Below are 1096 nucleotides of genomic sequence, written 5' to 3'. Positions count from 1 at the left end.
AGGCACCCCGCCAGCATGGCGGCATGTATTGTTCGCATGGCAAATACCCTTTTATGAATTAATGCGACTGGCGTGACAGATGCTGATAGACACTGTATTTATCGAGCTGGCGCTGTACCTTTCCTGCATCATCACGGGCTTCAAAGCGATAACCGCTGCAGTACAGAGGCAGATAATTTATCTGAAGGTCCACCCGCTCCCCGTCCCTGATCACCCACGCGGCCTGAGAAACAGTGTCGCACTGGATCCCCCAGGCCCGGTTGGTTGTCATAAATGCGTTAACCTGCCTGTCCCGCCACAGGCTGTACGACATAATGCTGACCAGGAGAAAGACAAACACCCCGACAAACACCATGACCAGCCCGTATGCTTTTTTCTCTTCCATTGACTCTCCTGGTCACATAATAAGGAATAGCGGCATGCTCAGTACTGAAGATATAAAAGCCTGCCGGTCCGCTGGCAGTTTCTGGAAAGCAGGTGAGTACTGAGCGGCCATCTGAACCAGTTCGGACGAGTTAATCAGGAACCTGTCTGTATGCAGAGAGATATCCGCAAGAACAGCCAGCACCATAACATGATGCTCCTGGGGTAAATTCTCTTCATTCAGAATGTCTATAAATTTCTCAATCGTGATATATTGATTCATCTTTGCTTTTCCTTGCATTTATAACTTTCTCCAGGACTGAGAAAAACAAACAACATACAGACATGGCAAACCCAGCCATAAGAATAAAGACCACACTTTCGACATAATCACTTCCCGACGTCCCTTTGACTGCATCCCAGGAGAAATAAATCACCGGAGAAATAATGATTATTGTTAGCGTTAATCTCAGGACAAAATCAATAACAGGCTTTTTGTGAAAACTCATTTTCATGATTATCGGTCTCTTTATTAGGCAGCATGGTTTATTGCGCGGATTGCTGACTCATGATTTCCTTAATTCGTTCTCTGGTCTTATTGGTGAGCACATCGTTTTCCGGTATTTTTTGATTTTTCATCAGGTCGTCCATAAAGTTGGTGAAATCCAGCTTGTTAAAATCAATCCCCTGGAGTTCCGCGACGGTAATGCCCCGACAGTCAGGACTGCTGGCG

General features: G+C 46.1%; 3 protein-coding genes and 1 pseudogene. All 4 read right to left on the bottom strand.

Annotated elements, in window-relative coordinates; translation table 11 throughout:
* Positions 1 to 58: 58 nt before the first annotated feature.
* Positions 59 to 385 (bottom strand): hypothetical protein, encoded by a 327-nt coding sequence (locus BHE81_RS25850; RefSeq protein ID WP_004152676.1) that lies wholly within the window; start codon positions 383 to 385, stop codon positions 59 to 61.
* Positions 386 to 397: 12 nt separating this feature from the next.
* On the bottom strand, positions 398 to 646 hold the full coding sequence (locus BHE81_RS25845) for a hypothetical protein (protein WP_013214029.1): 249 nt from the start codon (positions 644 to 646) through the stop codon (positions 398 to 400).
* Entirely contained in the window at positions 624 to 878 is a 255-nt protein-coding gene (locus BHE81_RS25840; RefSeq protein ID WP_023287133.1) for a conjugal transfer protein TrbE, read from the bottom strand. Before BHE81_RS25840 ends, BHE81_RS25845 begins: the two co-directional genes overlap by 23 nt.
* Positions 879 to 909: 31 nt before the next feature.
* A pseudogene (locus tag BHE81_RS25835) lies at positions 910 to 1096 on the bottom strand (conjugal transfer protein TraN); the annotation flags it as partial.

The sequence above is a fragment of the Klebsiella sp. AqSCr genome, from assembly GCF_008452795.1.
Lineage (GTDB): Bacteria > Pseudomonadota > Gammaproteobacteria > Enterobacterales > Enterobacteriaceae > Klebsiella > Klebsiella pneumoniae.
The sequence above is the reverse complement of the archived record's forward strand: the minus strand, read 5'-3'. Positions and strand labels throughout refer to the sequence as shown.

Bases quoted from the DNA above. Each gene is read 5' to 3' on its own strand.
- BHE81_RS25850 (WP_004152676.1), bottom strand. From the start codon at position 385: ATGGAAGAGAAAAAAGCATACGGGCTGGTCATGGTGTTTGTCGGGGTG.
- BHE81_RS25845 (WP_013214029.1), bottom strand. From the start codon at position 646: ATGAATCAATATATCACGATTGAGAAATTTATAGACATTCTGAATGAA.
- BHE81_RS25840 (WP_023287133.1), bottom strand. From the start codon at position 878: ATGAAAATGAGTTTTCACAAAAAGCCTGTTATTGATTTTGTCCTGAGA.